We start from the raw sequence: 26,396 nt of genomic DNA on the forward strand, positions 1-26,396 counted from the left end.
CCCACGACATCTGGTAAAGCAACAACGGTTCCAGCAACGCGGGGCCGCTCTTAGGCCCAAAGTCGGCCGGCAGCCATGGCAAGCGGCGCGGATGTCTGCCTCGGGAGAGACAAAAGATCCCCACTCCCTTCGATGCCCACCCGGCGGCGGCGCGATTACGGAGCGAAGCTCGACAGCTGCGCGACCGTCTTGGCGTCGAGCCGCGTCAGCACCTGAAGCAACAACTCCACCGCGCGATCGAAATCCGTCCGTTGAATCACGCCGGTGTGGCCGTGCAGGTACCTGGTCGGCACCGTCATATTGACCGTGGCGCGTCCGGTGTCATACCGCTGAATCTCAGCGCCATCCTCACCGTACCCGGTGAGCACGTTCGGCTGCAGCGGGATGCGCGCTTGCTGGGCGACGTCGAAAAAGAAATCGCGGAACTTGCGGTTGGGAATCATCGAGCTGTCGAGCAGGAAAATGCCCGGCCCGCCGCCCAGCCGCTCCTGCGCCTGGGTCGGCCCGATCGCCGGGTAATCAGCCGACACCCCCGCCTCGATCGAGATGCCGATGTCGGGCCGCGCCTTGTCGACCGCAGTTTGCGCCCCGCGCAACCCGATCTCCTCCTGCGTGGTCGCGACCCAGATGATCTGCGCCGGCAAGGTGAGACCCTCGCTGCGGATGCGGCGCGCCGCCGCGATCATCACGCCGAGTCCAACCCGGTCGTCCCAGGCCTTGCCCGCATACCGGCCATTGGCCATCACCGCAAATTCGCTCTGGGGCGCGATGCCGTCGCCCGGACGAATCCCCATGCGTTCGACCTCTTCGCGAGACAACGCGCCGACGTCGAGGAACGTGTCTTCGAGCGACCAGACGCTCGTGCGTTGTGCCGGGGGCAGGACGTGCGTGGTGCGCAGGCCGCTGACCGCCATCACGGGACCATTGCGGCCGAGGATCGTCCACCGCTGATCGGGGAGGGCCTGATCGAGCACGCCGCCGAGCGTCTTCACGCGGATGAATCCGTCTGGGGTGATGTATTGGACCATCAGGCCGACTTCATCCATGTGCGCGGTCACCATCACGCGCGGCCCGGTGGTATTGCCGGGCAATGTGGCATGCACCGATCCGAGTCCGTCGTAATCAATCGCGGCGCCAACCGCGTTGAACTCGTTGACGACGATGCGGCGGACGTCTTCTTCGAACGCTGATGGGCCTGGGGCCTCCGACAGCGCCTTGAGCAGCTGTGCGGTGGCGTCGAGCGGCGGCGGGACCTGGGCGGCCCCGGCCGCGGCGAGCGCCATCATGCCTCCAGCGACAAGAACCCCGACACGAGAAACGGTGCGCATAAATCCTCCAAGGGTGTGGTCAGACGACGGTGACGATAGCACCGATAGCGCCTTGTCAGACCTTCGGCCTGCGGGACATCGCCGCGCGCGCCCCGATCAGCGCACCGAGCACGTTCGCGACGAGGTCGGTCACGGATGGAAACCGCCCGTGGCTGAAAAGCTGGGATGCCTCCGTCAGACCCGAGAGCAACAGCGCCCACGCCAGGGTGCGCCACAGCACCCCTCTCCGGGTGGGCTGCGTCCATGCGAACAAAGCGCCGAACGGCACGTAGAGGATCACGTTGCTCGCGATCTCCAGGAGCCTGACGGGCGGGGAGACGAAAGGGATCCACTGGACACTGCCCCAGTGAAGGTGGTCCTGGAAACTCCGCCAGGGCACCACCATCCACAGGATGACCAGGATCCACAGCACGAGCATGCCCCGCATGAGCGGGCGGATTCCCATCACGCGATCGTAGCAGGACGATGTTGAACAGGGGTGACTGCGAAATTCTCCCCACGTGATCTGCCCCAGAGTCGGATACGGCCCACTATGTTTCCGAAACACCCAGCGCAATAGGGATTATCGGCGGGAATCGTAGGGAGTCCCTGCGGCGCGTTATTTGCACTCGAACACGAGGGGAAGGCCGGCCCACGTGAGCTTCATCTGAACGGCCTTCACTCTCGCTCGGGACAGTCCCATGAACACCGTGTCGCGCCGTCGTTTTCTCAAGCTCTCGGCCGGAACCGTCGCCGTTGCTGGGGGCACCGCCGGGCTGTGGAGCCTGGCATCGGATGCGAAGGGCGCAACCACCGAGGCCCGCGAAGTCGCAACGATCTGCAATGTCTGCTTCTGGAAGTGTGGCGCGATTGCAACCGTCCGGGACGGCCGCCTCTGGAAGATCTCCGGCAACCCCCACGACCCCTTGAGCCGCGGCCGCCTGTGTCCGCGAGGCACGGGAGGCATCGGCACCAACTTCGACACCGACCGGCTTCGTGCACCCCTTGTCCGGGTTGGGCCGCGCGGCGAAGAACGGTGGCAGGAAGTGACGTGGGACGAAGCCATCCAGCACATCGCTGATCGGATGGCGAAGATCAAGACCGATTACGGCCCCGAGGCGATGGCGTTCTTCAGCCACGGCATCGGCGGCAACTTCCTCAAGCACACGATGGCCGCGTTTGGTTCTCCCAACACGGCTGCCCCCTCCTTCGCGCAGTGCCGGGGCCCCAGAGATGTCGGCTTCGAGCTGACGTTCGGAGACCAGCCTGGCTCTCCCGAACGCACCGACATCGAGAACGCGCGGTGCCTGGTATTGATCGGGAGCCATCTGGGCGAGAACATGCACAACACTCAGGTGCAGGAGTTCGCGGCGGCGGTGGATCGCGGCGCGACGGTGATCGTGGTCGACCCGAGGTTTTCAGTGGCGGCGAGCAAGGCCAAACACTACCTCCCGATCAAGCCCGGGACCGACCTGGCACTGGTGCTCGCATGGATGCACACGTTGGTGGCCGAGAAGCTGTACGACGCCAGCTACGTGGAGCAGTACGGGCACGGCTTCGATCAGTTCCGGGAGGCGATCGCCGACAACACGCCGGAGTGGGCCGCCGCCATCACCGGGCTGTCGCCGGAGGCAATCCGCGAGACCGCGCGGGAAATGGGACGGCACCGCCCGGCCACGCTGGTGCATCCGGGCCGACGCGCGAACTGGTACGGCGACGATGCCCAACGTTCGCGGGCGGTCGCACTGCTGAACGCCTTGCTCGGGAGTTGGGGGCGCAAGGGCGGGTTTTACACGCCGGCGATTATGCCGATCCCCGACTACCCGTATCCCGACTATCCAACGCCGGGACGGCCCAAGGTGGACAACCCCGGGCACCGGTACCCATTCGCCACAGAGGCGATCACGACCGGGATTCGGAACGCGACAATCACTGGTGAGCCGTACCCGATCAAGGGCTGGCTCGTCTATGCGACGAACCTGCTCCAATCACTGCCGTCGAAAGACGAGACGCTCCGGGCAATCCAGAATCTCGACCTGCTCGTGGTGGTGGATTTGGTGCCGAGCGAAATTGCCGGCTGGGCGGATGTCGTCCTGCCGGAGGCCGGGTACCTGGAGCGGTACGACGACCTGCATGTCGGGCCGTTCAAGCGGCCGTTCGTCGGCTTGCGCCAACCCGTCGTGGATCCGCCGCACGGGCAGAAACCGAACTGGTGGATTGCCAAGCGCCTGGCCGAGAAGCTCGGGCTTGGTGCGTACTTTCCCTGGGATCACATCGAACAGTACCTACGCTACCGCGTCGAGGAGGCCGGGCTCAACTGGGAGGAACTCAAGGCCAAGGGCGTGATTGTCGGCGAGGAGGAACCCCTCTACTTCGAGGACGGGGCGGCCGCAGAGTTCGACACGCCGTCGACCAAGATCGAGTTCTACTCGGACCAACTCGCCACCGCCGGCTTCGATCCGGTGCCCCGGTTTACACCGCCGCAGGAGCCGCCCGCGGGGTCGTACCGGCTGTTGTTTGGTCGCTCGCCCGTGCACACCTTCGCGAGCACCCAGACCAACCCGTTGTTGATGGATCTCGTGGGGGAGAACGTCCTCTGGCTCAACCAGGCAGAAGCCCGGCGTCTCGGGATCGCCAATAGCGCCGTGGTTCGCCTCCGCAACCAGGACGGGGTGCTGAGCGAACCGATCCGCGTGAAGGTGACGCAACGTATCCGGCCCGACTGCGTGTACATGGTCCACGGGTTCGGCACCACCGCCAAGGGGATGACACGCGCCTTCGGCAGAGGCGCCAGCACCGCACAGCTGGTAACCCGTTATGCCACCGACCCCCTCATGGGCGGCACTGCGGTCAACGTCAACTTCGTCACGATCGAGCCGTCGCAAGGGGGCAACTGACATGCGCTACGCGATGGCGATTGATACCAGGCTGTGCGTCGGGTGCATGAACTGCGTAGTGGCCTGCAAGAACGAAAACCAGGTGCCTGAGGGCTATTGCCGCGACTGGATCACGGAAACCGTTCGCGGGGAATTCCCCGACCTCAGGCTCGAGATTCGGTCGGAGCGATGCAACCACTGCGACCGGCCCCCGTGCGTGTCCTGCTGCCCGACCGGAGCGAGTTACCGGCGCGAGGACGGCATCGTGCTGGTGGACAAATCCAAATGCATCGGGTGCAAGGCATGCATGGCCGCCTGCCCGTACGATGCGCGTTTCGTGCACCCGGACGGCTACATCAGCAAGTGCACATTCTGCCACCATCTGGTGGACCAGGGACAGGACCCGGCGTGCGTATCGTCGTGCCCGACGCGCTGCATGCACTTTGGCGACGTCGACGATCCCGACAGCGCCATCAGTCGCCTGCTGCGTCGTCGCGCACACCACACGCTCCTGCCGGACACGGGCTGTGGGCCCCACTGCTTCTTCCTCGTTTAACTCGTCATGCCTTATTCCTTTTTACTGGAGCATACGTCGATGACAAGCACGCTTCGTTCCCTCACCGTGCTGACCTTCGCCTTCTGGCTCGTGGGCACGTCCACGGCCCAGGCGCAGGTCGAGATCAATGCCAACATGCTGACGCTGCGGATTCAGCTCACCGGCCAGCTGCTCGCCGAGCACACCGACTACGGCGGCGGCAAGGACGCCCTCGACGATCGCACCGATCTCCGGTTTGCGCGGTTCCGGATCACGTTTACCGGCATGTACGACGACACCTACGGCTTCCATCTGAACACCCAGAGCGCCTTGGGCACCACCAAGGCGGGGATCACGGGCCACACCGTGGCGGCCCAGCAAACCGACGCGAACGACGGCAACATCCGGCTGCACGACGCCTATTTCATCGCCAATTTCAACGACCACCTGAACTTCAAGATCGGATTGACCAAGATCCCGATGACCCGGGGCAACCTCGACGGCTGCTTCGATCCGCTGGGCATCGACCGGTCGCTCTTCGCCTTTACCGGCTACGGCACGGTGCCGATGAAGGCCAGCCGGGACATGGGGGTCAGTCTCTGGGGCAAGGCCGCCGGCGGCCGTTCGGTGTACCAGATCGCCGTATTCCAGGGCCGCGAGGGCTTCGCGCGTAGCACCCACCCGTTCACCGGGGCCACGGTCACCTCGACCCCGACGCCGTCGAACTCCCTGTTCTACGTTGGCCGCGTGCACTACTCATTCCTTGAAATCGAATCTGAGAGCTCCGGGTACGAGGGTTCGTACCTCGGCGACCTCAAAGTCTTGACGATCGGTGGGGGCTTCGGATACGAGGCGGACGCGATCTACAAGAACGTGACGGCGGCTGGTGTCATCCAGAACGACGAGACTGTCGACCACAAGGCCTACACCGTTGACCTCATGTTCGAGTACCCGACCAAGGCCGGCACCTACACGGTAACGTCCGCCTACCTCAAGAAGCACTTCGACGACGTCCACAAGACCAACCTGAGCGGCGGCGATCGCATTACCACCTACGGCGGCCTCAACGGGCAGAAGGAGGGCTGGCACGTCCGGGCCGGCTACCTGCTGCCAGTGAAGGTTGGCAAGGAAGGCAAGGTCCAGCCCTACGGGTACTACGAGAAGTTCGACCTGGCCGCGATCACCGGGGTGAACGAGCAGACCATCACCCAGAAGGCCGCCGGCGTCAACTGGTACATCCGCGGCCAGAACGTCCGGTTCACCGCCGAATACCAGCGCAACGAGTTCGCGAAGCCGCAGGGATTCCAGGGCGGCCGGTTGAACGCTTCCAGCCAGCCGATCGACCTGTTCTCGAAGAACTCCTCGTTCCGCACCATGTTCCAGGTCGCCTTCTAAGTCGAGCCGAGGCAACCACTGTGAGAGAGGTATCTGCCATGTTCAAGTTCAAGTTCCTGCTCGTTCTCCTTGCCCTGCTCGTCTTCGGGTCGCTGTCGCCCGCCGTGGCGGCCGACGACCCCGTCGGGAAGGTCACATCAATCGATGGCAACATCGTCACCGTCCAGGTCACGGGTGACATGCCCGTCTGGGCGAAAAAGGGCGCCTACCTTCGCACCACGACCATGGAGGGCAAGGTCATCTTCCGAGGCGCGAAGATCACGGCCGTCGAGGGCAACGTGATCACCGTGAACACCGTCAGGGCGAAAGAGAAGACGGTGGGCACGACCTACAAGATCTTCCGCGGCAAGCCGTCGGCTGGCTGCTGATCGCTACGGGGCGGTGAGGCGGGCTGCCCGTCCTCCCCGCTCCGAACACGTCGGGAATAGACGGCGCCACCGAGCGCTTGAAGATGGGTGACATGATGGAGTTCTCCAGCACGCGCAACAACCCGCTGGTCGATCCGCACCTGGGCGTGTGGAGTTGGGAGATCCCAATCTACTTGTTCCTCGGCGGCATCGTGGCCGGCCTGATGATACTTGGCGGGCTGGCGCTGCTTCGCGTGGCCAGAGGCGATGACAGCCGGACGTTCTACTCCTGGCAAGCCCCGCTGCTCGGCTTCGCCCTGATGAACGTCGGGATGCTCGCTCTGCTGCTCGACCTCACGCACCGACTCTACGTCTGGCGTCTCTACACCACGTTTCAGCCGGCGTCGCCCATGTCGTGGGGGGCCTGGATATTGATTCTCGTGTACGTCGTGCTGCTCGCCTCGGCGGTGATCCGGCTCCACGAGTCCTGGCCCTGGCTGGGCCAGGAATTTCCTGTGCTTCAGCGATGGTCCAACACGTTCACCGCCGCGCCCCGGCGGTTGGCTGCGCTCGGATGGGCAAACCTCCTGGTCGGCGCCGCGCTCGGCATCTATACGGGCATCTTGTTGAACACGATGGTTGCGCGCCCGCTGTGGAACAGCGCCATCCTGGCCCCACTGTTTCTGGTGTCCGGGCTGTCCACGGGCGCGGCGGCCCTTCACCTGCTCGAGCCGCTTCAGCGGCGCCTGGCTGCACTCCGCTGGCCGGCACCAGGTCGCCTGCCCGGCCTCTTGCAACAGGTCGGCCCGAATCCACCCGGGCATGGGGCGTCAACCTCGTTGGTGCGGTTGGATCAGGTGTTCGTGGTCATCGAACTGACGATCATCATCCTGTTGATAATCGACCTGTCCACCGGCTCGATTTCCAAGGTGGGCGCCGCCTCGTTGATCGTGTCGGGCCCCTACGCGCTGGCCTTCTGGGTCGGGGTGGTCGCGCTCGGTCTGGTCGTACCGCTGGCGTGGCAGGCGATGATGCTGGTTCGCCCATCGGCACAAAGCGTGGTGCCGGCCCTGCTGGTCCTGGCGGGGGGCTACACGCTTCGCTGGGTCATCGTCAACGCGGGCCAGTTGAGCGCCTTCGTCCCAACGGTCGTCAGCGCGCGCTGATTGGAAGTCTCCCGTCGCCAGGGACCATCCGGCCTCAGCCGGCGTCATACCAGATATGAAAGCCGTCTGGAAGGGCACCATCATCGCCGCGTTCTGGAAGGGCGTGGCAATCCAGCCATGAGGCGGTTCGTCAAAGAGACGCGGATTGCCGCGCCTCCGGCCAAGGTCTTTGGTTTCCACGAGAGCCCGGAAGCGCTGACCTCACTGATTCCGCCGTGGGAAAGCATGCGCGTGGCCGAGTCGAGCGGTTCGCTCGTCCCCGGAAGCCGCGTGGTGCTCAAGGGCCGCGTCGCCGGCATCATCCCGGTGCGCTGGGTGGCCGTGCACACCGCGTATGTGCCGCCACATCTGTTCGCCGATCGCCAGGAATCCGGCCCGTTCGCCATGTGGGAACATCGCCACGAATTCCTCGATGACGGGGCGGGCGGCACGATCCTGCGTGATGAGGTGGACTACGCGCTGCCGCTCGGCGGGTTAGGCCAGTGGATGGCGGGCGGATTCGTCGAGCGACAGATCGCGCGCATGTTCGCGTATCGCCACGAGACGACGAAGCGGATCGTCGAATCGGGCGGTTAGGGGGGCGATTGCTGAGTCCGGGCGCGTCGGATCAGACGACGACGATGTCCAGCAGGTCCGACAAGCCCACGAAGTCGTCTGGGTTCCTGGTGTAAAGCGGTAAGCCGGCGGCGACGGCGGTCGCGGCGATGAACAGGTCCACCGCTCGTCGGCCGCGTGCCTTGCGGCCGGACGCGGTCACGGCGGCGTAAATGCGGCCGTAGGCACGAGCGACTTCCGCGTCCATCGGCAATGGTTCGAAGGTGGCTTCAGATCGTTGAAGTCGGTCTTGCCGCCGGGCGCGCTCGGCAGGATCGGCGGTCGCGTGTGGCCCGGCCGCCAGTTCGGCCATGGTCACGGCTGATACGGCCAGTTCCAGCGGTAGTGCGTCTGCCACGATCTGCTCCAAGTCGATGACGACGGAGGTGTCGATGAGTCCGCGAGGGTGCCGCCGCTCAGCCACGGGGGGTGGGATCCTGATCGACCACGTGATCGAGGTCCTTCCGGAATCGTGCGGCCCGGACGCGCGGCGCGCCAGCGAACGCCGCCACGACCGTCTCGGCGGGTACGAACACCCGCTGTCGTAACGGGATCAACTCGCCAACCGGGACGCCGTTCCGGGTGACGATGAAGGACTTGCCGCGGTCCAAGTCGCGCATGACCCGCCCGCTGTCGTTGCGGAGCTCGCGCTGGGTGATCTGCCGGCTCATGACCAATCGTAGCACAGATGCTACACATCGTCCGATCCCGGGATCGGAATCATCGAATCACCAGATCACGAGATCGCAAATCATCTCTTACCGGAACTGCCCCATCAGCTTCTGCAGTGCATCGTTGCCCGGGCAGAGTTGGGCGTGCGGCAGGTTGTAAAGCGAGCCGGGCACCGTTTCGTTCTGGTCGTGCACGTCCTTCGAGTCCGGCGAGATGTAGAGCAGGCCGGTGACGACCTCGCCCTTGCGCTGGTGATCGCGAATGTGCGCGTAGGCGGCGTCGCGGTTGGTCGGGTCGTAGTCCTTCGCCAGCTTGCGAAACTTCACCCAGCTGCCGTCGTGCATCATCACGTTCTTCAGCGAACCCTCTTGATACTCGGCGCTGATCTCCTCGGCGGGCGGCACGAAGTCGGCCTGCACCACCTCCACCGTGTGCTCGCGCGTGTAGGCGTAGCTCTTGGTCGAGCCGTCGTGGTCGTTGAAGGTCACGCAGGGGGAGATGATGTCGATGAACGCGAAGCCGCGGTGGGCCAGGCCGGCCTGGATGATCGGCACCAGCTGCGCCTTGTCGCCCGAAAAGCTGCGGGCGACGAACGTGGCGCCGAGCGTGAGCGCCAGCAGCGCGCTGTCGATCGCCTGCATCTGGTTCGCCTCGCCCTTCTTGGCGGTCGATCCCGGGTCGGCCGACGCCGAGAACTGCCCCTTCGTCAAGCCGTACACGCCGTTGTTCTCGAGCATGTACAGCATGTTCAGGTTGCGGCGAATCGCGTGGCACAGTTGCCCTAAACCAATAGAGAGCGAATCCCCATCGCCCGACACGCCGATCATGATCAGGTCGCCGTTGGCCGCGTTGGCGCCGGTCGCCACGGCCGGCATGCGGCCGTGAACGCTGTTGAAGCCGTGCGCCTCGCGCAGGAAGTAGGCCGGCGTCTTCGACGAGCAGCCAATGCCAGACAGCTTGGCCACCTTGTGCGGCGGAATGCTCAGTTCCCAGAACGCCTGGATGACGGCGGCGGTGATCGAGTCGTGCCCGCAACCGGCGCACAACGTGGTGATCGCGCCCTCGTAGTCGCGGCGGGTCAGCCCGATTTCGTTTTTCTTGAGCGAAGGATGGTGGACCTTGGGTTTCGCAATATACGTCATGCCGCCTTCTCCAACTTCGCCTTCACGCCGCTAATCACATGGTGCGCGCTCATCGGGAAGCCCGCGTAGTAGCGCACGGACTCCAGTTTCTCGAGGTGCACGCCGGTGTCGAGCATCAGCAGGCTCCGCAGTTGCGCGTCGCGATTCTGCTCGACCACGAAATTCACCTCGTGCTGATCGAGGAACTGCTTGACCTCATCGGCGAACGGAAAGCCTCGGACGCGCAGGTAGTTCAGCTTGATGCCGTCCTTGGCGAGCAAATCCATGGCCTCGATGCACGCCGCGTGACAGCCGCCCACCGTCACCAGACCCATGGTCGCGCCCGGGGTCGCCTTCATGAACGGCGCCGGCACCGCCTTCGCGGCTCCCTGCACCTTGCGGGCAATGCGGTCGAGCACTTCCTGGTACTCGTCGCCGTCCTCGGTGTAGCCGCCGAGCTTGTTGTGACCCGAGCCGCGCGTGAAATACGCGCCCTTGGGGTGCACGCCCGGCAGCGAGCGCTGCGGGATGCCGTCGCCATCCACGTCCAGGTAGCGATAGAAGCTCTTGGCCTTCTCGAGGTCCTCGGCCGACAGCACCTTGCCGCGATCGGGTTGATAACTGTCATCCCAGGTGAGCTTCGGCACCATCCAGTCGTTCATGCCGATGTCGAGGTCGCTCACCAGGAACACCGGCGTCTGGAAGCGCTCGGCCAGGTCGAAGGCCTTCGCCGACATCTCGAACGCCTCACGCGGATCCGACGGGTACAGGCAGATGTGGCGCGTGTCGCCATGCGACGCGTAGGCGCACAACATCAGGTCGCCCTGCTGCGTGCGCGTCGGCATGCCGGTGGAGGGGCCGGTGCGCTGCACGTCGACGATCACCGCGGGGATCTCGGCGTAGTAGGCCAGGCCGATAAACTCGTTCATCAGCGAGATGCCGGGGCCGGACGTGGGCGTGAACGCCCGGGCGCCGGCCCACGAGGCGCCGATCACCATGCCGAGCGCAGCCAGTTCGTCTTCAGCCTGCAGGATGGCGAACTTCTTCCGCTTGGTCTCGGGGTCGCGGCGGTACTTCATGCAGAAGCTCTTGAAGGCCTCCATCACCGACGTCGCCGGCGTAATCGGGTACCACGCGCCGACGGTGGCGCCGGCATAGACCGCCCCCAGCGCGGCGGCGGTGTTGCCATCGATCAGGATGCTGTCCCTGGTCTCGTCCATTTTCTCCAGGTGGATCGGCAGCGGGCACTGAAAGTTGGCCTTCGCGTAGTCGTAGCCGAGGGCAATGGCCTTCTCGTTGGAGTCGAGCAGCGGCTTCTTGGCCGCGTACTTCTCCTTGGTGAGCGCCGAGATCACCTCGGTGTCCATGCCGATCAACGCCGCCAGGGCGCCGGCGTAGGCGATGTTCTTCATCAGGATGCGCTCGCGCACGCCCTTGAAGGCGGCGTTGCACATCTCGGCCAGCGGCACGCCCAGGTAGGTGACGTCGGGCCGCGTCAGCTTGTCGTCGAGCGGCCACGACGAGTCGAACAGCAGGTAGCCGCCCGAGCGCACCTCGGCCACGTCCTTGGCGTAGGTGGCCGCGTTCAGCGCGAGCATCAGGTCGAAGGTCGGCGTCCGCGCGGTATAGCCGTGCTTGTTGACCCGGATCTCGTACCACGTCGGCAGGCCCTGGATGTTCGACGGGAACACGTTCTTGCCCGTCACCGGCACGCCCATGCGGAAGATCGCCTGCATGATCAGGCCGTTGGCGCTCGCCGAGCCGGTCCCGTTGGCGGTGGCGATCTTGAAAGCGAAATCGTTGACTCGATTGTTCATGCGTTTCTCGTCGTGAATCCTCGTTCGGAGAGCGAGGGCTTTAGCCGTCGCTGTCACGGCGAGGGCTGAAGCCCTCGCCCTCCGAACGTCAGCGTCAGCGGCCGACCGCCTCCAATGGAATGAATGTCGTGCCCGCGACGGGCAACTGGAGCACGAACTTGCGCATGTCCCACGCATAGGTCGGGCAGCGCTCGGCGCACAGGCCGCAGTGCAGGCAGACGTTCTCGTCTTTCACCATCAGCCGTCCGGTCTGCTTGAGCGGGGACGAGTGGAACAGCGCCTGCTCGAGGTTCTCGGCCGGCGCCAGGGTCTGGGCACGGAGTTCGGCCTCGGTTTCCGCACTAGGAATAAGAGTCAAGCAGTCCACCGGGCAGATGTCGATGCAGGCATCGCACTCGATGCACAACGAATCGGTGAAGTGCGTCTCGACGTCGCAGTTGAGGCAGCGCTCCACTTCGGCGCGGGTCTGCTCTTCGGTGAAGCCCTCTTCCACTTCCATGGTCATCTTCGAGAAGCGCAGCGGCAACTCGACGTGCTTCATCTTCTGACGCTGCACCGGGTCGTAGTTGTTGCTGTACGACCACTCGTGCAGGCCCATCTTGGTGCTGGTCAGCGTCATGCCGTGGGGCGGTCGTTCGGTGACCGGCAGGCCCTGGCAGTACTGATGGATCGAAATCGCCGCCTGGTGGCCATGCTCCACCGCCCAGATGATGTTGGCGGGGCCAAACGCCGCGTCGCCGCCAAAGAACACGCCCGGGCGGGTCGACATGAAGGTGGCCTTGTCGACCACCGGCATGTCCCACTTCTGGTCGAACTCGAGGCCCATGTCGCGCTCGATCCAGGGGAACGCGTTCTCCTGGCCGATCGCCAACACCACCGCGTCGCACGGCAGCGTCACGCGGCCGGCCGGCTCCTGGATGAACTTGCCGTTCTCTTCACGCGACGTGAACTTGTCGAACTCCATCCCGGTCAGCTTGCCGTTCTCGACAATGAAGCGGACCGGCGAGAGGTTCTCGAGAATCTCGACCTGCTCTTCTTCGGCGTCCTCGAGTTCCCAGGGCGACGCCTTGAAGTACTTGCGCGTGCGGCGGGAAATCACCTTCACGTCGGTCGCGCCGAGGCGCTTGGCCGAGCGGCAGCAGTCCATCGCGGTGTTGCCCACGCCGATGATCAGCACCTGCTTGCCGACGTCCTTGATGTGCCCAAAGTGAATCGACTCGAGCCACTCGATGCCGATGAAGATCTGGTCGCTGTCGTTGCGCCCGGGCAGGTCCAGTTCCTTGCCTTTCGGGGCGCCGGTGCCGACATAGACCGCATCGAACTCTTTCGAGTCGACCAGCGACCTCAGGCTCGTGACGGGCGCGTTGTACTTCATCTCGACGCCCATGTTCACGATGTAGCCGATTTCTTCGTCGAGCACTTCTTCGGGGAGGCGGAAGGCGGGGATGTTGATGCGCATCAGGCCGCCCGGGCGCGGACCCTTCTCGAAAACGGTGCACTGGTAGCCGAGCGGCATCAGGTCGTTCGCCACCGTGAGGGCGGACGGACCGGCGCCGATCAGGGCCACCTTCTTGCCATTCTTCGTGGCCGGAGCTTTCGGGATGCGGGCGGTGATGTCGTCCTTGTGATCCGCGGCCACGCGTTTCAGCCGGCAGATGGCGACCGGCTTGCCGTCAACGCGGCCGCGCCGGCAGGCCGGCTCGCACGGGCGGTCGCAGGTGCGGCCCAAAATGCCCGGAAACACGTTCGACTCGCGATTCAGGATGTAGGCATCGTCGAACTGGCCGTTCGCGATCATCCGGATGTATTCGGGAACGTTGGTGTGCGCCGGGCAGGCCCACTGGCAATCAACGACTTTATGGTAGTAGTTCGGGTCCGACGTATCCGTCCGCTGCATATCCTCGCGATTATATCGACAGATACCGCCGGGAGGTTTCTAGAACGTGTCGGGAGGGCACTCTTGGTCGGGACGGCACGCTCTGACGGGAGGCACTACGGGGCTGGATCCGGTGCCGTGGCCGATAGGGCCGCGGTGGCGGCCGGCACCAGGTGGTTGGCGCCCGACGCGGTCACGAAGCCCCGCTCGAACTTCTCCTCGGTGGTGCGGTCGAGAATGGTTGCAACACGGTAGAAATCGGCCTGCAGGCGCTCGCGGGTGAGGTCCAGCACGAAATAGCCGCGATAGCGCCCATCCACGTAGTGCAAATGGGGGCGCGCCTTGCGGAAGCCGGCGAGTTGCTGCTCCCCACCGGGTCCCGCCCCGATGCTGCTTGGGGAGCTCACCGAAGTGCCGGCAAACTCCACGCCGAGCGATCCCTTACCAGACGACTTGTCGTAGCCCGCGAACGGGTCGCGCGGCAGGTCGTAGGCCCACGAGCTGTGGACGTCGCCCGTCAGCACCGCGAAATTGCCGGCCCGGGCGCGTTCGATCATGTCGAACACGCGCGAGCGCGAGGCGCGGTATCCGTCCCACGAGTCGGGGTTCCCCGCCACGGCCCCGCTGGCGGTTTGGGGCGCGAACATCACCTGCTGGCCCAGCAGGTTCCAGTGCGTTTTGTTGCGCACCGACGCCACCACCTGTTCAGCCAGCCAGCCTTCCTGTTCGGCGCCGAGCAGCTGCCGCGCCGCCGACTCGATGGTGGCCGTGTCTTCGCGCCGCACCTGCTCGTCGCGGCCGACGACCCGCGTGTCGAGCATCATCAGCGTCGCGAGATCGCCGAACCGAAACGCGCGATAAATCCGCGACTGCCTGGTCTGCGCGTCTTCGCGAATCGGCATCCACTCGTAGTACGCCTGCTGCGCCGCGGCGCGGCGCGGGCCCCACTCGCCCTCGCCTTCATCCGGATCGTGATTCTCGGCGCCGCCCGACCACGCGTTGTTCGTGAACTCGTGGTCATCCCACACGACGATGAAGGGATGCTGGCGGTGGATCTCCTGCGAGTCGGGATCGGCCTTGTACTGGGCGTGGCGCTCGCGGTAGTCCTGGAGCGCGACTATTTCCCTATTCGGCGCCGGAATGCGGCCGAGCGCCGTGCCGTCGCCGTAGCGCGCGTTGGCGTACTCGTAGATGTAGTCGCCCAGGTGCAGCACCGCGTCGAGGTCGGCACGCTTCGCAAGGCAGGCGTAGGCGTTGAAATACCCCTGCGGCAGGTTCGAGCACGACACCACGCCCAGCCGGAGGCGGGCGACGCCCTCGCGGGGCAACGTGCGCGTGCGGCCAATCGCCGATCGGGCGCCCAGGGACTCAAAGCGGTAGTAGTACGTATTGCCCGGCTGCAGCCCGGAGGCATCGATCTTCACCGTAAAGTCGCGCTCGGCGCCGGTCGTGGTGTCTCCGCGCGACACGATCTGCGTGAACCTGGGGTCACGGGCTACCTGCCACCTGACGCTCATCGAACCAGCCGGCGCCGTCGGTGTCACCCGGGTCCACACGATGACGCGATCGGCCAGCGGATCGCCGCTCGCCACGCCGTGGCGAAACACGCCACGGCCCAGCTGGGCGAACAAGGACACCGGCCTGACCGCGGGCAAGGCGCCAAGTGCCAGACTGCTGGTGGCAAGGAAGCTCCGGCGGGAGATGCGTCGCATGGGCAGCAGTGTAGCCAAACCACGTAACAGCCGCATCGCGAACCTGGGAAGTGTTACAAGTAGGTCGCAGCATGGGCGACTTGGTCCGCATCCTTTTGGTCGAAGACAGCGACGCGTACGCAAACTACATTCGCGACGAGCTGGCGCTTAGTACCGACGCATTCACCGTCAGTCACGCCGACCGGGTCAGCGCCGCGGTGGGCTTCCTCCGGGCTGGCGGAATCGACGTCATCCTGCTGGACCTCGGTTTGCCCGACAGCGACGGGCTGGCAACGATGCACCTGGTGGTCGAGGCCGCGGGAGGCGTGCCCATTGTCGTCTTGTCGAGTCTCGCCGACCCCGGCCTGGCCACCGCTGCGGTACAGGCCGGCGCCCAGGACTACCTCATCAAGTCCGAGATCGAGGGCCGGATCCTGGCGCGGGTCATTCGCTACGCGATCGAGCGGCGCGCGGCCGAAGCGCGGCTGCGCGAGCGTGACGCTCACTACCGATCGATTGTCGAGTCCAGCCTCGACGCCATCATCAGCATGGATCGGGAGGGCCGCGTCGTTGAGTTCAACCCGGCGGCCGAGGCCATGTTCGAGACGCCCCGTGCGCAGGCGCTCGGCCGCGACCTGGCTGGCCTGATCATGCCGGAACACCAGCGCGAGCGGCACCGCCTGGGGCTGGCCCGCCACCTCTCGACCGGCGAGCACACGTTCCTCAATCGACGAGTCGAGTTGACCGGCATTCGCGGCAACGGCAGCGAGTTCCCGCTCGAGGTGAGCATCTCGAAGCTGTCGGTGTCGGCGCCGATCTTCACCGGCTTCATTCGCGACCTGTCCGAACGCCGACGCGCCGACGAAGCGCAGCAGCAGGCCTTGGCGCGGATTGCCGAACAGGCTTCGCTCCTCGACAAGGCGCAGGACGCGATCCTGGTCCGCGATCTGCAGCACCGCGTGACCTATTACAACAAGAGCGCCGAGCGGATTTACGGCTGGACCGCCCAAGACGTCACCGGCTTTTCGGTGCGCGAGCGGTTCTTCCCCGATCCCGGGGTTTTCGATCGCGCCATGGGCGAACTGCTGCGCGACGGCGATTGGCAGGGCGAATTGAGCGTGACGAGGCAGGACGGCAGCAAGCTGATTGTCGAAAGCCGGTGGACCCTGATGCGGGATGCCGCTGACGCGCCGCGGGCGGTCCTGGTGATCGACACCGACATCACCGAGCGCAAGAACCTGGAACAGCGCTTCCTGCGGGCTCAGCGCATGGAAAGCATCGGCACGCTGGCCGGCGGTATTGCTCACGACCTGAACAACGTGCTCGCGCCCGTGCTGATGTCGATCGAATTGCTGAAGGAAGACTTGAGTGCGGAGGAGCGCAACCAGGTTCTCGCCACCATCGAGGCCAGCACCAACCGGGGCGCCGAAATGGTCCGGCAGGTTTTGGCGTTCGCGCGCGGCGTCGAGGGCGAACGCACCGCCGTCGACGTCACCCGGGTGCTCACCGACATCGAGACGTTCGTGCGCGACACGTTCATGAAAGCCATCAGCGTACAGACCGTGATCGCCGATGCGCTGCCCCCAGTCCTCGGCGATTTGACGCAGTTGCACCAGGTGATGGTCAACCTGTGCGTCAATGCGCGCGATGCCATGCCGACCGGCGGCACGCTGACGCTGCAGGCGTCGGTCGAACAGCTTGGCGCGCGCGACGTCGGTCCCTATCCCGGCGCGCGGCCCGGACCCTACGTCGTCGTCCGCGTGACCGACACCGGCGAGGGCATGTCACCCGAGGTGCTGGATCGGATCTTCGACCCGTTCTTCACGAGCAAGCCCGTCGGCAAGGGCACCGGGCTTGGGCTCTCGACCTCGCTGGCCATCGTCAAGAGCCACGGCGGCTTCATTCGCGTCGATAGCGAAGTCGCACGCGGCAGCGTCTTCACCGTGTACCTGCCCGTCCAGGCCGGCGGTGCCGCCACGGTCGCCGCGGTGCCCGCTCCCGCGCTGGCCCGCGGTCACGGCGAGTTGATCCTGGTGGTGGACGATGAAGCACCGTTGCTGCGGATGACCGGGCTGGTGCTCGAGTCATTCGGCTATCGCACACTGTTGGCGGCCAGCGGCGACGAGGCGATCGCGTTGTTTACGGCGCATCGTGACGAGATTCGCGTGGTGTTCACCGACATGACCATGCCGGGAAAGGACGGGGCGGCGGTGATCAGGGCGATTCGCGCGTTCGACACGCCGGTGCGCATTGTTGCAACCAGCGGGCTGGGCGCCGGCGAGGCCTCGAGCAGTGCCGGCGTGCGGCACTTCGTGCCGAAGCCCTACACCGCCGACACCCTGCTCAAAGTCATTACTGACGCCGTGCAAAGCTAGCGGCGCGCCGGGGGGCTAGAGCAGTGTTCTCTGGCCACGTTCGAGTTCCAATAACGCCCGCTTGGTGGGCAGGCCGCCGCCAAACCCCGTTAGCGAACCGTTCGCGCCAATCACGCGATGGCAGGGGACGATGATGGCGATGGGGTTGGCGCCGTTGGCCATGCCCACGGCGCGGACCGCCTTGGGGTTCTGGATGCGGTTGGCCAGTTCCAGGTAGCTGATGGTTTCGCCGTACGGAATGCGGCACAACTGGCGCCACACCTGGTTCTGGAACGGCGTGCCGTCGAACACGACCGGCGTCGTGAACTGCTTGAGTCGGCCGCCGAAGTACTGATCGAGCTCGTTGCGAACGCCGTTCAAGACGCCGGCCGTGTCGGGCCGCCACGACGGCTCGATTGCGCGGGAACGGGAACCCACGCCAAACGCCAGCACGCGCAGGCCATCGCAATCGCCGGCCAGCAGCAGCGGTCCGACCGGGCTGTCGTCGACCTGCGCGTAGTAGAGCGTCGCCATATCGGAACAGTAACCCAAGGCGGCTACAACGCGTTGAAAACAGGAGATCAAGAGATTAGGAGAAGTTGATCAACGTTCTCTTTATCTCATGACCTCCTGTTAGATAATCGGAGCCGTGTCTGTCGTTCTCGGCTCGACCCGCCTGCTGTCGTCCGGCCACCTGAAGGGCCGGCGGGTCGGCATTGTCTCCAACCCCGCGTCGGTCGACGCGGATTTCACGCACATCGTGGACGCCCTGTTCGCGGCGCCCGGGGTCACCGTCGGGGCAATCTTCGGCCCCCAGCACGGATTTCGCTCCGATGTGCAGGACAACATGATCGAGACGCCGCACACCAGCGATTCGGCGCGGCGCGTGCCGGTGTTCTCGCTCTACAGCGAGACGCGCGAACCCACGGCCGAGATGCTCGGGCACATCGACGTACTGGTGATCGATCTCCAGGACATCGGCGCCCGCATCTACACCTACATCTACACCATGGCGAACTGCCTGCGGGCGTGCGCCAGGCACGGCGTTGACGTCATTGTCTGCGACCGGCCCAACCCGATTGGCGGCCTCGCGGTCGAGGGGCCGATGCTCGTCGCCGGCTACGAGTCGTTCGTCGGCCAGTTCCCCATCCCGATGCGTCACGGCATGACCATCGGCGAGCTGGCGCGGTTCTTCAACGATCATTTCGCGATCGGCGCGCCGCTTTCGGTGATCGACATGGCCGGTTGGTCGCGCGAGCTCTGCGGCGACGCCACCGGCCATCCGTTCGTGATGCCGTCGCCGAACATCCCAACGCTCGACAGCGCCATCGTCTATCCGGGCACCGTGCTGTTCGAGGGCACCCTGGCGTCGGAAGGCCGCGGCACGACCAGGCCGTTCGAGCTGGTGGGCGCGCCGTGGGTGCAGGCCGAGTCATTCGCCGCAACCATGAACGCGCGGCGCCTGCCGGGCGTGCACTTTCGGGCCGCGGTCTTCGAGCCGACGTTCCAGAAGCACGCGAAGACCGCGTGTGGCGGCTGCCAGATTCATGTAACCGATCGGGCGGCGTTCAAGCCGGTGCTGACCGGGGTGGCGTTGATCGACGAGATTCGCGCGGCCGATCCGGCGGCGTTCGCGTGGCGGCCGGCGCCGTACGAATACGAGCACGACCAGGAGCCGATCGACATCCTCTCGGGGTCGCCGGCCTTGCGCACCGCCATCGATTCCGGAGTCCGCGCCGAGGAGCTGGCCCGGACGTGGGCCATTGAGAGCCAGCCATTTGAAAAGCTGCGCGAACAGTATCTCGTGTATACCTGAGCCATGGTTGCCAAGGGTGTCGTCCTCGACGTGAAGCGATCGCTGCTGATCCAGGCCCCGCCGGCACGGGTGCTGGCGGCGTTCTTCGACACCCGCGACCTGGCGGGTTGGTGGCAGGTGGTCCGCGCGGTCACGGTCGCCCGGCCGCTCGGCTTGTATGCCGTCGAGTGGGAGTCCACGCCGTTCAAGGACGAGGTGCTGGGGCGGCTCGGCGGCGCCTTCCACGGCACCATCATCGACTACCGCGCGAACGCCGCGTTCTTCGTCGCCGAGGCCTATTGGCAGCCGCCCGACGGCGAGCCGATCGGCCCGATGGCGCTCGAGGTGCACTGCCGCCCCCACGGCAACGGCCGGTCGACGATGGTCTCGGTCAGGCAAAGCGGCCAGGGCGACGGGCCGCGCTGGCAGCGCTACTTCGAGATCATGGGCCACGGCTGGGAGGGCGCGCTGCAGGAGATGAAGGACTACATGGACAAAGAAGTCGAGCGCACCAAACGGCAATGACGATGTTCAAGACCGTCACGCGCTACCTGTTCGGCCTTCTCTTCATCGGCGCCGGCGCGAATCACTTCATCAACCCAGGCTTCTACACGCGAATGATGCCGGCCTACCTGCCGTGGCATGCCGAGCTCGTGGCGATCAGCGGCGTGGCCGAGATCGCTCTCGGTGCGCTGCTCCTGGTTCCGCGATTTCAGGTGATGGCCGCGTGGGGCTTGATCGCGTTGTTGATCGCGGTGTTCCCCGCCAACATCAACATGACGATGCATCCGGAGTTGTATCCGACGATCTCACAGACAGCGCTCTGGACCCGGCTGCCGATCCAGTTCGTGCTGATCGGTTGGGCCTACTGGTACACGCGCCGCTAGCCGTTCGCGCGGGACAATCGCAACCCTTTGTGCCTCTGTCTCTTCGGCGGCCCCGGTGGTATTCTTGCCATCGGCGTTGCAGGACGCCTCCTGTCCGCGGGAAGGACCGAGTCCACCTGATCAGCACTCCGTGATGAAGGTTCACTACGAACCTCCTTCGCCCCAGACAGCGGACCCGGGCATTCGAGGAGGCTCGCTATGTCGTCCGAACGCCGTCTGGCCGTCCGCCCCAATCTCGATCAACTGAAGCACCAGGCCAAGGATCTGCTCGTGCAACTACGCGCCAGTGATCCCGGCGCGAAACTGGCCGACGCTCAGCTCGCGCTCGCGCGCGAATACCAGGCGTCAAGCTGGCCACGTCTCGTTCACGCGGTCCGTCTCGCCAATGCGATCTGGGACGATGACCTCGACGCCGTTCGAGAGCTCGTCATGGGCAATCGGCAGCTGCTGCACGAGCGGGTGCTGATCCGCACCGACAGCAACTGGGGTCCACCCCTTTCGTACGCGGCCAATCTCGGGCGCAATCGAATCATCCGGATGCTGCATGGACTCGGTGCCACAGACCTCGAGAAGGCGTTGGACCGCGCGGCACTGCAAGGACACGTCGAAACCGGAGTGATGCTGCATGGCATGCTGGGAAAGACCACGCCGCCAGACGACTCGCTCGGCGGGCCTGCGTACACACTCAGTGGCGAAGGCACGGCGTTTCTGCTGGGCCTTGGCGTGCGCGTCATTGACGACACCGGCCGGCGGCTGGCGCCGGTCGATGTCGTGCTCGAAACCGACAGCCGCAAGCCGGCGGCCAAGCACGCCATCCTTGAAATGTACGAGCAGCACGGTGTCGAATATCCCGACACCGCCCCCATGGCGCTGCATCGCGGGCGCATCGATCTGCTCGAGCGCCACTTGCAACGCGACCCTGGCCTGTTGAACCGAACGTTCTCGCATCGAGAGATCTATCCAGCAGAAATCGGCTGCGGCGATCCGCTCAACGCCACCACCGGCACGCCCCTTGGCGGGACGACGCTGCTGCATATGTGCGTGGACTACGACGAGATCGAGATCGCGCGCTGGCTGCTCGACCAGGGCATGGACCCGAATGTCCGCTCGGCCGTCGGCCCGAGCGGCTTCGGGGGCTACACGCCGCTGTTCTCGACTGTCGTCTCGCAGCCGAACTTCTGGATGAACTACAACCAGCGCGGACCGTTCGTAGCGCCGTTCACGGAACTGCTGCTGGCACGCGGCGCGGATCCCAACGTGCGGGCATCCATCTGGAAGCGGTTGCATCCCGGCCATGGCGACCCAACCCGGCAGGACTATCGCGACGTCACGGCGCTATCGTGGGGCCGACGATTTCACGCGCCCATCTTCGTCAGCGAGCCGGCCATGCGCCTGATTGCCGACGCCGGAGGCATTGAATGATCGACGGTCGGCTGCTACTGCGAGAGCGAGGCGCGCGGCCATCGCTCGAACTTGCGGCGGCTCCAGCAAGGGGCGCGGGTGATCGCGTAACAGCTGGACGTATTCCGTCATTGATCTGTGTCTAATCTGTGCCTAATCTGTGGCCTATGGTAAAGGCTGACACCAATCGGTGGCCCACGAGGCGATTGGTGGCCGTGGTCGCCGGCCTCGGCTTGAGCTCCGCGCTGCTCGCGCAAGACAGCGTCTACTTTCCACCGGCCGATGCGATCGCCATTCGCGTGATGAGCGACGTTCCGGCGGCGCAGCTGACGAAGGGCTTTCTCGGCCGCACCGTCGTCGGCGCCACCGGCTCCTTCTCGTTCGCCGAGTTTGACGATGGCGCCGGCGCGCCGCTGCATCACCACGAGCGTGAGCAGGTGAATGTCGGGATCCAGGGCGTGATGGAGATGGCCCTTGGCACCCACACCGAGCCGCTGCCGGCCGGCGCCGCGGTCATCACGCCGGCCAACGTCCAGCACGCGATCCGCAACCGAAGCGGCGGCAAGCTCATCTCCCTGGAGTTCCACACCATCAGGCGGCCCGACCTGGTGCCGCCACGGCCACGGCCGGCGGTGCCGTACCCGGTGGCGCCACAGCCCGTCGCGATTCCGGACGACCGGCCACTCGTGGTGCAGCTCGCCCCGCCAGATCAGCCGGCGGGTGTGGCCAAAGCGATCCACGGCGAAACCTGCACGGTGGCGTGGCGCCGCCTGGCTCCAGGAGCGTCAGCGACAGACCTCGCGCCCGCGAAGCGCAGCGCCGAGCTGTTCGTCTACGTCGTCACCGGCGAGGCCGACGTGACCGCCACTGGCATCTCGCAGCGCATCAGCGCCGGCACGCTGCTCATCATCCCGGGCAACCACGCACGCGTGATGCTCAAGGCCGCCGGTTCGGCCGACGTGGCGCTGGTCGAGTTCCGGCCAGCCAGGCGCTGAACATGAGCGATCGCGCCGACGTCGTGATCGTGGGCGGCGGCGTGGTCGGCTGCAGCGCGGCCTGGCACCTGCGCCAGGACGGCTTCACCGGCCGCATTCTCGTCGTCGAACGCGACCCGACGTACCAGCGCGCGTCCTCGTACCTGGCGATGGGCGGCATCCGCCAGCAGTTCTGCACACCGGTGACCGTGCAGATGGTGCAGTTCAGCGTCGAGTTGTGGAAGCGGTTCGACCAGGCCCTGGGCACGCCGGCCAAGCGCCCGCACGCGTGGTTTCGTCAGCGCGGCTATCTCTTCCTCGCCAACGGCGCCACGTCCACCGCGTTGACGAACCGCTATCACGAAGAGAAGCAGGCTGGCGCGTCGGTGCGCATGGTGGCCGTTGACGAGTTGCAGCAGATGCTGCCGGGCGTCATGCTCGACGACATCCTGTTCGGCGTGCTTGGCGACCAGGACGGCTACGCCAATCCGCGCGAGGTGCTGGCCGGTTTTCGTGCCGGGGCCGAACTGGCCGGCGCCGAGTTTCTCGCTGATGAGGTCATCGCCATCGATCGAAAACACGGCGCGGTGACCGGTGTGCGCCTCGCCGGCGGCGCGGCCATCGCCGCGCCGGTGGTCGTGAACGCCGCGGGGCCGTGGGCCGGACGGCTTGCCGCACTCGCCGGAGTGACGGTCCCGGTCGAACCGCTGCGCCAGATGCTGTTCCGCTGCACGCTACCCCGCCCGTGGCCCTCGCGCTTCCCCATGCTGATCGATCCCGGCGGCGTGCACTGGCGGCACGACGATGCCACCGACCCGGGCGGGCCGGACAAGATCATCCTGGCCTTCACGAACTGGCATGAGAAGCCGGGCGAGAACCTGGCCGCCGACGACGACCGGTGGAAGAAGGACTTCTACCCGGCCATGGTCAATCGCGCGCCCGACCTGCATGACGTCACCGAGGTGCAGGGTTGGGCCGGGCTGTACGAGATGACCCCGGACCACAACCCGGTACTCGGGCCGCATCCGGGGCTGGCCGGGTTCATCTTCGCGAACGGCTTCAGCGGACATGGGCTGATGATGTCGCCCGCGACCGGGAAGGTCGTCAGCGAGTTCGTGCGGCTGGGGCGGTCGGAGACGTTCGATGTAGCGATCTTCGCGCCCGACCGTTTCGAGCGCGGCGCCCTGATCCACGACGCCGCGACCATCTGAGCGCGCCTACACGCGGCGGATTCGAACGAAGTTCGATCCGCCGCGATCGAGATCGGCGGCGGTGTTCACGAACACCATGATCGCATCCTCGGGTGCGCCCCAGCGCTGCATGGCTTCGTCGACGACGCGGGTGATCATGTCCTCGGTGTTGCCGCTGAGGTCGCACACCATGGGCAGGACGCCACGCCACAAGGCCAGCCGCTGCGCCACTTCGGCGCTGTCGGTCGCGGCCAGAATGGCGGCCTGCGGCCGCAACGCCGACAGCGACCGCGCCGTCTGTCCTTGACGCGTGACGGCGACAATGGCGTGGGCCCCGGAGCGGCGGGCCAGCGTCACCGCCGCCTCGGTCAACGCGCGGGTGTGGCTTACGTGGGGCTGATCGCCGGCCGGCGCCGGCCACGTCAGCATCGATTCGGCATCCCGGATGATGGCGTCGAGCACCTCGACCGACCGCACCGGGTACCGCCCGGTCGCGGTTTCTCCTGACAGCATGATGGCATCGGCGCCGCCATCGACCGCGCCGGCCGCGTCGCTGGCTTCGGCCCGCGTCGGCCGCGGCTCAGTGCGCATCGACTCCAGCACCTGCGTCGCGACAATCGCCGGCACCGACCGCGCGTGCGCCTTGCGCAGGATCTCCTTCTGCACCCGCGGCACTCGCTCCAGGGGAATCTCGAGGCCCAGGTCGCCGCGCGCCACCATCACCGCGTCGGCGGTGTCGAGAATCTCCTCCAGGTGCTCGATCGCCTCAGGGCGCTCGAGCTTGGCGATAATCGGCACCTTGGGCCGTCCCGCCTCGATCATGAACGCCCGTGCCCGCGTGATGTCGGCGGCCGCCTGCACGAAGCTCAGGGCCACCATGTCAACGCCGAGGGCGAGGCCGAACGCCAGGTCGCGGCGGTCCTTCTCGGTCATGTCCGAACGCAGCGGCACGTGCGGGGCGTTGATGCCCTTGTGTTCGCCGAGCTCGCCGCCGTCGATGACCCTGGTGTGAATCTCCCCCGCCGCTGCCGACTCGACTTCGAGTTCGATCTTGCCGTCGTCAATCAGCAGGCGATCGCCTTTCGTGACCTTGAGGGCCAGCTCCGCATAGGTGGTGTAGACGCGGCCGGGGCCACCCACGGCCTCGCCGATCGCCACCACCAGCGGCTCGCCGCGCCCGAGCGGGATCGGCTGCCCGCCGGCCAGCCGGCCAATCCGGATCTTCGGCCCGCTCAGGTCCTGCAGGATGGCGACGTGCCGCTTCGCCCGCTTTGCCGCCTCGCGCACCATGTGGAACTTCGCCGCATGATCGGCCTGGGTCCCGTGCGAGAAGTTCAGCCGGACGATGTCGACACCTGCGGCAATCAAGTCGTCGAGAGTGGCCGGCCCGCTGCTGGCCGGGCCGATAGTCGCGATGATCTTGGTGTGTCTCACATTCAGAGCTTACGCATCGACGTCGCGCAAGGCAATCTCGAGGCAGGCCGGGCAGATGCCATGGGAGAAGCGGGCATCGGTGTGATCGCTGATGTAGCTCTCGACCTGCTCCCAGTAGTCGGTATCCGAGCGGATGCGCTTGCAGTAGCTGCAGATCGGCAGCAGGCCGGTCAGCCGCTTGATGTTCGCCATCAAACCCAACGTTCGCTCGCCCACGCGAATGCGCGCGCGCAGTTCGGCGGGGTCAAACGGTTTGGTGACGTAGTCGTCGGCGCCGGCTTCGAGGCCGGCGATCAGATCGGCGCTGCCGGTCCGCGCCGTCAGCAGGATCAGGTACAACGCCGACGGTAGCGCGGTCGCGCGAACCCGCCGGCAGAACTCGATGCCCTCGAGTCCCGGCATCATCCAGTCGAGGATCGCGATCGACGGGGGCGCGGCACCGATCACGTGCGCCCAGGCCTCGAGGCCGTCATGGGCGACGACCACCTCGTAGCCCCACTTCTCGAGCGTGCGGCCGAGCATCAGTGTCGACAGTCGGTCGTCGTCAGCAATCAGGATGCGCATGGTCAGGCTCCGGTGGCGGCGGCATGGTACTGCAGGGCGGCGTCGGTCGCGGCCGCCGCGCCCTTGAGTTGATGCCACAGCGCCTCGACACCAGCCAGGTTCGAGGCGGCGGCCATGGTCTCGAGCGCACTGGCGCTCTCGAACAGCGCGATCGCCGACAGGTTGGCGGCCGATCCCTTCAGCGTATGTGCGGCGGAGCGCAGCGCGGCAGCGTCGCCGGCCGTCACCGCCTGCTCGATCGCCGCCAGATGCACCGGCAGATCTTCGCGGAACAGCCGGAGCACGTCGACCATGAGTTCGTGGTCCCCCGACAGGCGGCGCAACAGCGCATCGGCCGCGAAGGCCAGCGGCGCGGCGGCGGCCAGCGGCGCGGCGGCGGCCGGCGGCGGCCGGCGGCGGC

At 66.0% G+C, this 26,396-nt stretch carries 25 protein-coding genes; 13 read left to right on the forward strand and 12 right to left on the reverse strand.

The features are described 5' to 3' along the window. Nucleotides 1-155: 155 nt before the first annotated feature. Both Q8T13_01220 and Q8T13_01225 read right to left on the reverse strand, forming a co-directional pair. Nucleotides 156-1,286 carry a M42 family metallopeptidase gene (locus Q8T13_01220; protein MDP3716370.1) on the reverse strand — a complete coding sequence of 377 codons (1,131 nt, stop codon included), beginning with the start codon at nucleotides 1,284-1,286 and terminating at the stop codon, nucleotides 156-158. Nucleotides 1,287-1,383: 97 nt separating this feature from the next. Further along, entirely contained in the window at nucleotides 1,384-1,773 is a 390-nt protein-coding gene (locus Q8T13_01225; GenBank protein MDP3716371.1) for a VanZ family protein, read from the reverse strand. 235 nt (nucleotides 1,774-2,008) lie between these two features. Between Q8T13_01225 and Q8T13_01230 the strand changes: the two genes are divergently transcribed. The 6 genes from Q8T13_01230 to Q8T13_01255 all read left to right on the forward strand — a co-directional run bounded on the left by Q8T13_01230 (nucleotide 2,009) and on the right by Q8T13_01255 (nucleotide 8,202). After that, nucleotides 2,009-4,204, forward strand: coding sequence for a molybdopterin-dependent oxidoreductase (locus tag Q8T13_01230; GenBank protein MDP3716372.1), 2,196 nt, complete (start codon nucleotides 2,009-2,011; stop codon nucleotides 4,202-4,204). A 1-nt stretch (nucleotide 4,205) separates the two neighbouring features. Further along, nucleotides 4,206-4,739 carry a 4Fe-4S dicluster domain-containing protein gene (locus tag Q8T13_01235; protein MDP3716373.1) on the forward strand — a complete coding sequence of 178 codons (534 nt, stop codon included), beginning with the start codon at nucleotides 4,206-4,208 and terminating at the stop codon, nucleotides 4,737-4,739. A 39-nt stretch (nucleotides 4,740-4,778) separates the two neighbouring features. Then, on the forward strand, nucleotides 4,779-6,113 hold the full coding sequence (gene extI, locus Q8T13_01240; protein ID MDP3716374.1) for a selenite/tellurite reduction operon porin ExtI: 1,335 nt from the start codon (nucleotides 4,779-4,781) through the stop codon (nucleotides 6,111-6,113). A gap of 38 nt (nucleotides 6,114-6,151) precedes the next feature. After that, nucleotides 6,152-6,481 carry a hypothetical protein gene (locus Q8T13_01245; GenBank protein ID MDP3716375.1) on the forward strand — a complete coding sequence of 110 codons (330 nt, stop codon included), beginning with the start codon at nucleotides 6,152-6,154 and terminating at the stop codon, nucleotides 6,479-6,481. A 92-nt stretch (nucleotides 6,482-6,573) separates the two neighbouring features. Then, nucleotides 6,574-7,626 (forward strand): NrfD/PsrC family molybdoenzyme membrane anchor subunit, encoded by a 1,053-nt coding sequence (nrfD, locus tag Q8T13_01250; GenBank protein MDP3716376.1) that lies wholly within the window; start codon nucleotides 6,574-6,576, stop codon nucleotides 7,624-7,626. 117 nt (nucleotides 7,627-7,743) lie between these two features. After that, a complete protein-coding gene (locus tag Q8T13_01255; protein ID MDP3716377.1) occupies nucleotides 7,744-8,202 on the forward strand; it encodes an SRPBCC family protein in 459 nt (152 codons plus the stop codon). A gap of 31 nt (nucleotides 8,203-8,233) precedes the next feature. Here Q8T13_01255 and Q8T13_01260 read toward each other — a convergent pair whose 3' ends face one another. The 6 genes from Q8T13_01260 to Q8T13_01285 form a co-directional block, all read right to left on the reverse strand. Then, the gene (locus tag Q8T13_01260; GenBank protein MDP3716378.1) at nucleotides 8,234-8,644 is read right to left on the reverse strand and encodes a type II toxin-antitoxin system VapC family toxin; all 411 of its coding nucleotides are present in this window, start codon (nucleotides 8,642-8,644) and stop codon (nucleotides 8,234-8,236) included. Then, entirely contained in the window at nucleotides 8,637-8,891 is a 255-nt protein-coding gene (locus tag Q8T13_01265) for a hypothetical protein (GenBank protein MDP3716379.1), read from the reverse strand. Before Q8T13_01265 ends, Q8T13_01260 begins: the two co-directional genes overlap by 8 nt. An 87-nt stretch (nucleotides 8,892-8,978) precedes the next feature. Beyond that, on the reverse strand, nucleotides 8,979-10,034 hold the full coding sequence (locus tag Q8T13_01270; GenBank protein MDP3716380.1) for a 2-oxoacid:ferredoxin oxidoreductase subunit beta: 1,056 nt from the start codon (nucleotides 10,032-10,034) through the stop codon (nucleotides 8,979-8,981). Beyond that, nucleotides 10,031-11,830 carry a 2-oxoacid:acceptor oxidoreductase subunit alpha gene (locus Q8T13_01275; GenBank protein ID MDP3716381.1) on the reverse strand — a complete coding sequence of 600 codons (1,800 nt, stop codon included), beginning with the start codon at nucleotides 11,828-11,830 and terminating at the stop codon, nucleotides 10,031-10,033. The genes Q8T13_01270 and Q8T13_01275 overlap by 4 nt, the downstream gene beginning before the upstream one ends. A 94-nt stretch (nucleotides 11,831-11,924) precedes the next feature. Further along, complete coding sequence (locus Q8T13_01280) at nucleotides 11,925-13,727, reverse strand: FAD-dependent oxidoreductase (GenBank protein MDP3716382.1); 1,803 nt, start codon at nucleotides 13,725-13,727, stop codon at nucleotides 11,925-11,927. 95 nt (nucleotides 13,728-13,822) lie between these two features. Beyond that, on the reverse strand, nucleotides 13,823-15,418 hold the full coding sequence (locus tag Q8T13_01285; GenBank protein ID MDP3716383.1) for an alkaline phosphatase D family protein: 1,596 nt from the start codon (nucleotides 15,416-15,418) through the stop codon (nucleotides 13,823-13,825). 71 nt (nucleotides 15,419-15,489) lie between these two features. Here Q8T13_01285 and Q8T13_01290 point away from each other — a divergent pair, with 71 nt between their 5' ends. Further along, entirely contained in the window at nucleotides 15,490-17,772 is a 2,283-nt protein-coding gene (locus tag Q8T13_01290) for a PAS domain S-box protein (protein MDP3716384.1), read from the forward strand. 15 nt (nucleotides 17,773-17,787) lie between these two features. Here the strand turns inward: Q8T13_01290 and Q8T13_01295 are convergent, their stop codons facing one another. Further along, entirely contained in the window at nucleotides 17,788-18,285 is a 498-nt protein-coding gene (locus Q8T13_01295; GenBank protein ID MDP3716385.1) for a methylated-DNA--[protein]-cysteine S-methyltransferase, read from the reverse strand. A 115-nt stretch (nucleotides 18,286-18,400) separates the two neighbouring features. Here Q8T13_01295 and Q8T13_01300 point away from each other — a divergent pair, with 115 nt between their 5' ends. The 6 genes from Q8T13_01300 to Q8T13_01325 all read left to right on the forward strand — a co-directional run bounded on the left by Q8T13_01300 (nucleotide 18,401) and on the right by Q8T13_01325 (nucleotide 24,019). Further along, nucleotides 18,401-19,567, forward strand: coding sequence for a DUF1343 domain-containing protein (locus tag Q8T13_01300; GenBank protein ID MDP3716386.1), 1,167 nt, complete (start codon nucleotides 18,401-18,403; stop codon nucleotides 19,565-19,567). 3 nt (nucleotides 19,568-19,570) lie between these two features. After that, nucleotides 19,571-20,071, forward strand: a complete 501-nt coding sequence (locus tag Q8T13_01305) for an SRPBCC domain-containing protein (GenBank protein MDP3716387.1) — start codon at nucleotides 19,571-19,573, stop codon at nucleotides 20,069-20,071. After that, nucleotides 20,068-20,433 carry a DoxX family protein gene (locus Q8T13_01310; protein ID MDP3716388.1) on the forward strand — a complete coding sequence of 122 codons (366 nt, stop codon included), beginning with the start codon at nucleotides 20,068-20,070 and terminating at the stop codon, nucleotides 20,431-20,433. The genes Q8T13_01305 and Q8T13_01310 overlap by 4 nt, the downstream gene beginning before the upstream one ends. 198 nt (nucleotides 20,434-20,631) lie before the next feature. After that, nucleotides 20,632-21,855 (forward strand): ankyrin repeat domain-containing protein, encoded by a 1,224-nt coding sequence (locus Q8T13_01315; protein ID MDP3716389.1) that lies wholly within the window; start codon nucleotides 20,632-20,634, stop codon nucleotides 21,853-21,855. Between the two features lie 146 nt (nucleotides 21,856-22,001). Beyond that, nucleotides 22,002-22,829, forward strand: a complete 828-nt coding sequence (locus tag Q8T13_01320) for a cupin domain-containing protein (protein MDP3716390.1) — start codon at nucleotides 22,002-22,004, stop codon at nucleotides 22,827-22,829. A gap of 2 nt (nucleotides 22,830-22,831) precedes the next feature. Further along, complete coding sequence (locus Q8T13_01325) at nucleotides 22,832-24,019, forward strand: FAD-binding oxidoreductase (protein MDP3716391.1); 1,188 nt, start codon at nucleotides 22,832-22,834, stop codon at nucleotides 24,017-24,019. Nucleotides 24,020-24,025: 6 nt separating this feature from the next. On the opposite strand, the gene pyk is transcribed toward Q8T13_01325, so the two are convergent. From pyk to Q8T13_01340, 3 genes are all read right to left on the reverse strand, one after another. Further along, nucleotides 24,026-25,432 carry a pyruvate kinase gene (gene pyk / locus Q8T13_01330; GenBank protein MDP3716392.1) on the reverse strand — a complete coding sequence of 469 codons (1,407 nt, stop codon included), beginning with the start codon at nucleotides 25,430-25,432 and terminating at the stop codon, nucleotides 24,026-24,028. Nucleotides 25,433-25,441: 9 nt separating this feature from the next. Continuing rightward, nucleotides 25,442-25,996, reverse strand: coding sequence for a response regulator transcription factor (locus tag Q8T13_01335; GenBank protein ID MDP3716393.1), 555 nt, complete (start codon nucleotides 25,994-25,996; stop codon nucleotides 25,442-25,444). Between the two features lie 2 nt (nucleotides 25,997-25,998). Next, the coding region (locus Q8T13_01340; protein MDP3716394.1) for an Hpt domain-containing protein at nucleotides 25,999-26,396 on the reverse strand (398 nt) is incomplete at its 5' end.

Source organism: Acidobacteriota bacterium, assembly GCA_030697165.1.
GTDB lineage: Bacteria > Acidobacteriota > Vicinamibacteria > Vicinamibacterales > UBA2999 > 12-FULL-67-14b.